This is a genomic window from Dietzia sp. E1, from assembly GCF_014145015.1.
Lineage (GTDB): Bacteria > Actinomycetota > Actinomycetes > Mycobacteriales > Mycobacteriaceae > Dietzia > Dietzia cinnamea_A.
Window position 1 is genome coordinate 1 of the sequence record NZ_JAALDU010000399.1, and the last position, 7613, is coordinate 7613.

A 7613-nucleotide genomic window follows, 5' to 3' on the forward strand; every position below is an offset into this window, starting at 1 on the left:
CCGACTTGGTGGCGGGGTCGCGCAGCTCAGGGTCGTACACCGTCGACAGCAGCGCCGGCTCCCACTCGGCGGCCAGCTCGGGGCTCAACCGCAGCGACGGGACCACCGCGTGCGTCATCGACAGCGGGCACCCGTGGCCGGCCTCGATCTGCGACACCAGCATGAACCCCACGGCCCGCTCGACGTTCGCCCCCGGCCCCGGGTCGGCCCACGCCGAGGTGTGCAGCCCGCGGGACACCGAGTACTCCATGATCCGGTGGTAGGCGGGGTGGAACTCGATCTCGTCGACCCGGTTGCCCCACCGGTCGTGCGCGCGGTGCACCGGCGTGAGGGTGTTGGCCAGCTCCGCGTCGTGTTGGTACTGCTCGGTGCCCACGTGGCGGCCGATCTCGTGGAACCTCTCGACGCGGGCGTGCGGCGAGAACACCGCGACGGCCTCCTGCAGTGCCGGGTTGAGGGCGTACTCGTCCACGTCCACGCGGGGCGGCGCCTGGTTGAGGACCACGTGGGTACTGCGGTGTCGGGTCGAGGACATGGGTGCTCCCCTCTAGTTCTTGAGATGCTCAGTTCTTGAAATACATAAGCTGCGTGCCCGTGGCGAGCAGCGTGCCGTCGCGGCTCCACAGGCGCGCGGCCTCGTCGTGGTAGTTGCCGTGGAACCGGTGCGAGTGCACGCTGCCGAGCAGGAAGTCCGTGCCCTGGGCGGCGATCTCGTCGGCGGTGGCCAGGAAGTGGATCGTCAACGTCACCGTGCCCGCCGGGACCGGCCGACCGAGCCGGAGGAACGACCTCGGGAAGAACGAATCACACAGGGACGCCAGTGCGAGATGGTCGAGTCCGCGGGGCTGGACGTCGCGGATCCACATCATCGTCGTCGACTCCGGTTGCTCCTCACCGGAGGCCACGTCGTCCCACCCACCGGTGACGAACCGCATGTCGTAGTTGTCCACCCACCGCACCCCGCGGTCCGACGTGGCGGCGGTGAGCTCCTCCGGCGCGGGGACGGCCGGCGGGGCGGTCTCGGTCTCCGACCACGTCTCGCGGCGCAGGCCGGTGATCGCGGTGGCGGTGGTGACGACCTCGTCGCCCTGGCGCATCTCCACCCACCAGTGCTGGTTGGAGCGGTTGGTGCGGGCGGGGCGGGCCTCGATCTCGAACTCGCCCTCGGCGACCGGCCCGGCGTAGTTGAGGGTCAGCGCGAGCGGGTCGCCGTGCTTCTCGGGGTGCTGCAGGATCGCGCCCAGCATGGTGGCCGCGGTGATGCCGCCGAACGGCCCGACCATGTTGGCCCACGCGGCGTGGGTGCGGCCGCGGAAGAGGTTCTCGCCGATCGGCTCCAGCGCGACCGCCTCGTCGAACACGTGGGTGGGGGCGTCCTGACCGGTCACGGGACCTCCTGTGGGGCGAGGGGATGGGTGCGGGGGTGGGCGCGAAGATGGGCGCGGGCTCACCGTACCGAGGAGAGGGGCGACGACGACGAGGAACGCCCGCCACCGGGGATCGTCCGGCTTTTCTCGGGGTTGCGAGGCAGCGGCCGCGCAGGTGGGGCGGGTGAAATCAGTTGACACTCTTGACGTCGTTTATATAGTAAAGACGACCTCACAATGTGTGGCTCCGAACGTGCAGGAGACGCGCGATGACTGGACTGCCCAAGTTCGCCGCCTCGAGAACGCTGATCGCTGCCGCCGCGGCGCTCGCCGCCGTGCTCGTCGTGGCGTTCGGCGTGGTGGCTATCGTCAGACCCGGAGACCAGCGCTCGGAACCGGTGGCCACCGACGCCACGACGTCCTCCCTTGCGACCTCGCCCTCGTCGCCCCGCATGTCGCGGCTCGTGCCGCGCTCCTCGGCGCCGGAGGTCACCGGGATGCTCGAGGTGTCGGGACCGGAGTGCGATGCCGGGGTGATCAACTCCGACCTGTTGTACCCGAACAGCGGCGCGCGGATCATCGACTGCGGGTCCGGGTGGGCGGTCATGGCCAGCGCGGTGTCGGGCGACCCCTACTGGGTCGCGTATTCGGACGGCAGGTGGCGCAGGGTCGGGAGGATATCGATCTACGCGGGAACCTGCTCGGACGAGGCGATCGCCCGGGGCGCCCCGGCGTGGATGGCGAGCAAGCACCTGGGGGACTGCTCGTCACGGGGCCGGAGCGCCCCGCCGGCGCTGGGGGCGGCGACGGTCGCGTCCACGCCCACGCCTCGCGCGACGACCGTGTCCCCGGCCGCGACCTCCCCGACACGCACGAGTACGCGGACCGCGTCGCCGTCGGAAGAGTCCACATCATCGCCGGCCAGCACCACGCGGACCACTGCCACCACGCCGGCGTCCTCCACGCCCACCCAGGTGCCGACATCCACCTCGCCGGGCAATGACGCGGCCGCGGACGGCGGGTAGCGACGCGAAAGGGATCCGGATCGGGCGTCGGTCGGGAGAGAATCTGGATCATGCAGCCAGTCCAGACGCCGACGTTCGCCGAACTCACCGAGGGGCGGATCGCCCCGCCCATGGCCGCCCGCCCGGGCCCGGACCTCGCGGCGGCGGGGTTCACGGAGTCGGAGTGGGCGGCGGCCGGTGAGGCGGTGTCCTACTCGGTCGGCGAACTGCCCACCGACGGGCGCATCCAGCTGGCTCAGGCCGATTCGGAGCCGTTCGCCACCCGGGTGCTGGTCCGCCGCCCCGACGCCGCCCGGTTCAGCGGCGTGGTGCTGGTGGAGTGGCTCAATGTCAGCGGCGGCCAGGACGCCGCGCCGGAGTACACCTACCTCGCCGACGAGATCGTCCGCGCCGGCCACGCGTGGGTCGGGGTGTCGGCGCAGTTCATCGGCGTCGAGGGCGGCGACGCCGCCGTAGGGATGGGCGGGCAGACCGTCGGCCTGCGGGCGCAGCGGGCCGAGCGCTACGGCGAGCTCCGCCACCCGGGGGACGCGTACTCGTACGACATCGTGACCCAGGTGGGCCGGTTCTGCCGCGATGCGCGCGACGACGGCCCGCTGGCCGGGCTGGTGCCGGATACGGTGCTCGCGATCGGGGAGTCGCAGTCGGCGATCGCCCTGACCTCCTACATCGACGGTGTGCACCCGCTGGTCGGCGTGTTCGACGGGTTCCTGCTGCACAGCCGTGGTGGGGGCGCGCTGCCGTTCGACGACCGGGGCTGCGCGGCCGGCATCGCCACCGCCGTCCGCTCGTCCACCGTGCTCCTGCGTGACGATCTCGACACCCCCGTGCTGGTCGTCCAGGCCGAAGGTGACCTGGGCGGGTTGCTCGACTCGGCCCGCTCGCGCCAGCCCGATTCGGAGAACGTGGTGACCTGGGAGATCGCAGGCCAGGCGCACGCGGACGCCTACCAGTTGGGCGAGCTGGCGGGCCTGGTCGACTGCGGGGGCGCCATCAACAGTGGCCAGCAGGTGTTCGTGGTGCGGGCCGCGTTGCGTCACCTGGTGTCGTGGGTGGCTGGCGGGGCGCGCCCGCCTGCCGCGCCGCCGGTCGAGCTCGACGACGACGAGGTGGTCCCCGGCGATCTGGGCATCGGCCGGGGTGGCGTGCGGACCCCGGCCGTGGAGGCGCCGGTCGAGAGATTGGTCGGTGCGCCCTACCCGCAGTCCGCGCCGTTCTGCATGCTCCTCCGACGCACGGAGGAGGTGGCCGAGGAGCAGTTGCGTCAGCGGTGGTCAGGCCGCGACGAGTACCTGCGGGCCTACGAGGAGGCCACGGACCGGCTCATCGCGGAGGGCTTCCTGCTGGCCGACGACCGCGCGGAGATCCTCGCCGACGCCCGCCCGGAGCGCATCAGCTGGTGAGCGCGGGCTGGCTGGGGGCGCATCTGTTCCGATGAAGTACACCCGTGCGGGACGATATGACGTCTACCGTCGCTGTGACTCTCAGCTTCGATTGGCGGGATTGCGCAGCTTTGTTTGGCGGGGCTTCGTGCCTCTCTTTGGTTCGGCATCATCTCGCCAGGCCAGTAGTGCCGCCCCGGCGCCGATCACTCCGATTGCGACGAGTACGAATCCGGTCGCTTGGAGGCCGATTGCGGTGCCGAGGGTGCCGGCCAGTGGGTAGGTGATGAGGAAGCAGGCGTGGGAGAGGGAGAACTGCGCGGCGAACACTGCCGGCCGGTTCTGCTCGGTGCTATTTCTGCGCAGTAGCCGCGCCGAGGGTGTGAGGATGGTCGAGGTTGCGGCGCCGAGCAGTACCCACATCGTGAGCAAGGTATTCCACTGGGCAGTGCCGCCTGCCCATCCGATCACGATGGCCGTGGCGAGCAAGATGATGGGCAGCGCGGCTCCGCCGGCGAGCATGACTTTCCGGTCGGCAAGTTGGTTCAGTAGTGCGGGCATGCCCAGGGCGACCACCATTGATCCGGCTCCGTATGCGGCGAGCATGAGGGCGACATCCGACTGCGTCCTGCCGAGCTGGCCTTGCACGAGAACCACCGTGTTGACGATGACCATTGCAGTTGTCGTGGCTACGACGAGGTTGAGTCCCATCAGGCCGCGCAGTTCGGGGCTAGCGAAGAATGTCCGTGTCCCCCGGGAAAGTCGGTCAAGGAACCGTGCAGGAGGAGGGGGCTGTGTGTGGGGGAACCGAGAGGCGATGACGAGTGTGGCAGAGCCGAGAAACCCGATGACGGTTCCGATGAAGAGGTTGTTGAAGCTGATTGCCGTCAGCAGGGCCGCGGCGAGCATCGGGCTTACGAGCGATTCCAGATCGTAGGCCAGGCGTGAGAGCGACAAGGCCCGGGTGTACTCGCGCTCGTCCGTCAGCACAGAGGGGATCACGGCTTGGAAAGTCGGTGTGAACGTCGCCGAGGCTGATTGGAGCAGAAAGATCAGCACGTAGATCTGCCACGCCTCGGTGACGAGCGGCAGCGATACCGCGACGCCGGCACGGATTAGGTCGGCACCGATGAGCACGGGCTTGTGGGGCAGGCGAGCGACGAGCGCGGTGGTCACGGGCGAGACAGCCACGTAGGCGACCATCTTGATAGTCATCGCCACCCCCATCACGACGCCGGCATCGCCGCCGGCGATATCGAACGCGAGCAGGCCGAGAGCGACGGTAAGTAAACCGGTCCCGAGTAGCGCCACTACCTGTGCGGCGAACAGCTTGGCGTACGCGGGATTGCGCAGCACCTGGAGCATGAGCGGGTGGGCCTATCTATCGGGGGCCGTCGGCGCACTACTTGATGGGCGCGTGGTGGTGCGGGGGCAGTTGACCGTTCGCGACGGCGTGCTCGGCCTGCTTGACTGCCTCAACGACCAGCGCCACCGCGTGCTCGTCCGTGAGCCGGTAGAGCACGCTCGTCCCCTCCTGGCGGGTCGTGACCATCCTCGCCATCCGCAGGCGAGCCAGATGCTGCGACACACCCGATGAGGTCTTCCCGGTAAGTGCCGCCAGGGCATTGACCGGCAACTCGTCATGCTTACTCAAAGCAAGCACAATCCTGACTCGAGTGGGGTCCGAAAGCAGGCTGAAGATCTCCGCGGCGAGGTCCACATACTCGGACTCGGGATCAAGCCCACATAAGTTACTATCTGCGTTCATGCGCACACAGTAACAAAGTTGAGCGGGCTCGTCCTGGTACACACCGTTCAATTGCGCCTCGCCGGGCTCGTCAACTCGCCACTCCAGATGGTGCCGAAACGATCGTTTTTGATACAAACGGGTCGAAGCTAGCGAATTTTGGATACGCCGAGGTGGGCGGAAGTCTGTTCTGTAGCGGAACCCAGTCCCGGAATCTATGTTTCTGATCTATCCGCCAGCGACGGGTATTGCTACATTTATCGGTATGGGCCACGCTTTCGGGTACGCGCGAGTGTCGACTGGCGATCAAGACGCCCGACTGCAGCACGATGCTCTGGAGGCTGCCGGCTGCTACAAGGTCTTCACCGACACCGCCTCCGGGGCATTGGCCTCGCGCCCAGAGTTGGGAAAGCTCCTCGATCAACTTCGGCCGGGCGACACGCTCGTGGTCTGGCGACTGGACCGTCTGGGGCGATCGATTCGGCATCTGATCGATCAACTGACCGAGTTGCAGGAGCGCGGAATCGAGTTCCGATCCCTGCAAGAAAACATCGACACCGGGTCCTCGGGCGGGCGGCTGGTGTTTCACATCTTCGCCTCGCTGGCGGAGTTCGAACGAGACCTCATCTCCGAACGCACCCACGCCGGCCTGGAAGCCGCCCGAGCCCGTGGCCGTACGGGTGGGCGTCCACCGTTGTTGTCTGGGGACAAACTGCGCACCGCCCGCAAGCTCTACGAGCAACAAGACATGACCGTCGCCCAGATCGGCGAGGTCCTGGGGGTCAGCCGCACCACCGTCTACCGGGCGCTGCAACGCGGGGCCGACAAGCCCCCCGCTCGGCGCCGGCAGAAGTCGACGACGGCGTAGCCATGAGCGGGGGCGATGAACCTCAAGGTTCGATCGACGCCCCCACTGGCGCGAAGACTGCCGCGGCCCGATGGCAGGTCCTACGCCAACACGTGGAGAGCGGGGTCCCGCTGACCCAGTTGGCCGCAGCCGAAAAGGTCGGGGAACGCACTCTGCAGCGCTGGCTCGCCGCTTATAGAAAGGGCGGGATCGCCGCGCTGGCTCCGGCAGCGCCACCCAAGCGTGGGCGGCGCACCCACCCAGACCTTGTGGCCTACATCGAAGGCCTGGCGCTGAGTACGCCTCGACCGTCCACCGCAGCGATCTTCCGCAAGGCCGCCGCGACCGCAGCCCGCCGGGGATGGCCGATGGTCTCCGCGAGCACCGTGCGGTCCATCGTGACCGGTCTGGATCCTGGGATGCTCACCCTGGCCCACCAGGGCGCGGCGGCCTACCGGGACACCTACGAGTTGGTGTGGCGCCACCGAGCCGAGCGGGCCAATGCCACCTGGCAGGCCGACCACACCGAACTCGACATCCTCATCCTCGACGCCAACGGGCGATCCGCCCGGCCCTGGTTGACCGTCATCCTCGACGACTACTCCCGGGCGGTGTGCGGCTACATGGTCTTTCTCGGCGCACCGTCTGCGATGAACACCGCGCTGGCGTTGCGGCACGCGATCTGGCCGAAGAGCGATCCGAACTGGCCGATGTGCGGCCTGCCCGATGTGCTCTACGTCGATCACGGGACCGACTTCACCAGTCACCATCTCGCCCAGACCGCCAAGGAGCTGCACTTTCAGATCATCTACTCGACCATCGCCAGACCGCAGGGCCGCGGCAAGATCGAGCGAATCTTCGGCACGATCAACACCGAACTCCTTGCCGAACTGCCGGGCTATCTCACCCGCGATCAGCGGCACCCCGAGCCAGCACTGACGCTGCCCGAACTCGACACCGCGATCGGCGAGTTCATCGGTGCCAAGTATCACCGCCGCACCCATCCGGAGACTGGCGACAGCCCCTACCGAGCCTGGATCGGCGACGGGTGGCTGCCTCGCCTGCCCGAGACCGTCGATGATCTCAACCTGCTGCTGCTGACCGTGGCCAAAACGCGCATCGTCCGCCGCGACGGAAGTGCGCTTCCAGGGCCTGCGGTACGTTTCTCCGCTGCTGGCCGCCTGTGGTTCCCCCCGAATCGTGGAGGGTTTCCTAGGCGGCTTCCCGTTCGGTCGCCGCGGCGGT

Annotated in this window: 8 protein-coding genes and 1 pseudogene; 3 read left to right on the forward strand and 6 right to left on the reverse strand. The window is 68.4% G+C overall.

The genetic code is table 11. The annotated features are described in order from the left end of the window. The 4 genes and pseudogenes from G6030_RS12850 to G6030_RS12865 all read right to left on the reverse strand — a co-directional run. Positions 1 to 535 (reverse strand): annotated as a pseudogene (locus tag G6030_RS12850) (DNA alkylation response protein); the annotation flags it as partial. Between the two features lie 28 nt (positions 536 to 563). After that, positions 564 to 1388, reverse strand: coding sequence for an acyl-CoA thioesterase domain-containing protein (locus G6030_RS12855; protein WP_182643388.1), 825 nt, complete (start codon positions 1386 to 1388; stop codon positions 564 to 566). A gap of 211 nt (positions 1389 to 1599) precedes the next feature. After that, entirely contained in the window at positions 1600 to 1974 is a 375-nt protein-coding gene (locus G6030_RS12860; RefSeq protein WP_182643389.1) for a hypothetical protein, read from the reverse strand. A gap of 78 nt (positions 1975 to 2052) precedes the next feature. Then, positions 2053 to 2355 (reverse strand): hypothetical protein, encoded by a 303-nt coding sequence (locus tag G6030_RS12865; RefSeq protein ID WP_182635003.1) that lies wholly within the window; start codon positions 2353 to 2355, stop codon positions 2053 to 2055. Positions 2356 to 2442: 87 nt separating this feature from the next. Here G6030_RS12865 and G6030_RS12870 point away from each other — a divergent pair, with 87 nt between their 5' ends. After that, complete coding sequence (locus G6030_RS12870) at positions 2443 to 3795, forward strand: alpha/beta hydrolase domain-containing protein (protein WP_182643391.1); 1353 nt, start codon at positions 2443 to 2445, stop codon at positions 3793 to 3795. Between the two features lie 81 nt (positions 3796 to 3876). On the opposite strand, the gene G6030_RS12875 is transcribed toward G6030_RS12870, so the two are convergent. Continuing rightward, the gene (locus G6030_RS12875) at positions 3877 to 5139 is read right to left on the reverse strand and encodes an MFS transporter (RefSeq protein ID WP_182643392.1); all 1263 of its coding nucleotides are present in this window, start codon (positions 5137 to 5139) and stop codon (positions 3877 to 3879) included. A gap of 37 nt (positions 5140 to 5176) precedes the next feature. Beyond that, positions 5177 to 5542: a metalloregulator ArsR/SmtB family transcription factor gene (locus G6030_RS12880; protein WP_182643393.1), complete on the reverse strand. Its 366-nt coding sequence runs from the start codon at positions 5540 to 5542 to the stop codon at positions 5177 to 5179. A 244-nt stretch (positions 5543 to 5786) separates the two neighbouring features. Between G6030_RS12880 and G6030_RS12885 the strand changes: the two genes are divergently transcribed. Together G6030_RS12885 and G6030_RS12890 are read left to right on the forward strand one after the other, a co-directional pair. Continuing rightward, a complete protein-coding gene (locus G6030_RS12885; protein WP_182643394.1) occupies positions 5787 to 6389 on the forward strand; it encodes a recombinase family protein in 603 nt (200 codons plus the stop codon). Between the two features lie 119 nt (positions 6390 to 6508). After that, on the forward strand, positions 6509 to 7613 hold a 1105-nt coding region (locus G6030_RS12890), incomplete at its 3' end, for a DDE-type integrase/transposase/recombinase (RefSeq protein ID WP_347238661.1).

Bases quoted from the DNA above. Each gene is read 5' to 3' on its own strand.
- G6030_RS12860 (WP_182643389.1), bottom strand. From the start codon at position 1,974: ATGACCGCCCACCCGGACCCGCAGTCGATGATCCGCGCGCCGCTGTTC.
- G6030_RS12870 (WP_182643391.1), top strand. From the start codon at position 2,443: ATGCAGCCAGTCCAGACGCCGACGTTCGCCGAACTCACCGAGGGGCGG.
- G6030_RS12875 (WP_182643392.1), bottom strand. From the start codon at position 5,139: ATGCTCCAGGTGCTGCGCAATCCCGCGTACGCCAAGCTGTTCGCCGCA.
- G6030_RS12880 (WP_182643393.1), bottom strand. From the start codon at position 5,542: ATGAACGCAGATAGTAACTTATGTGGGCTTGATCCCGAGTCCGAGTAT.
- G6030_RS12885 (WP_182643394.1), top strand. From the start codon at position 5,787: ATGGGCCACGCTTTCGGGTACGCGCGAGTGTCGACTGGCGATCAAGAC.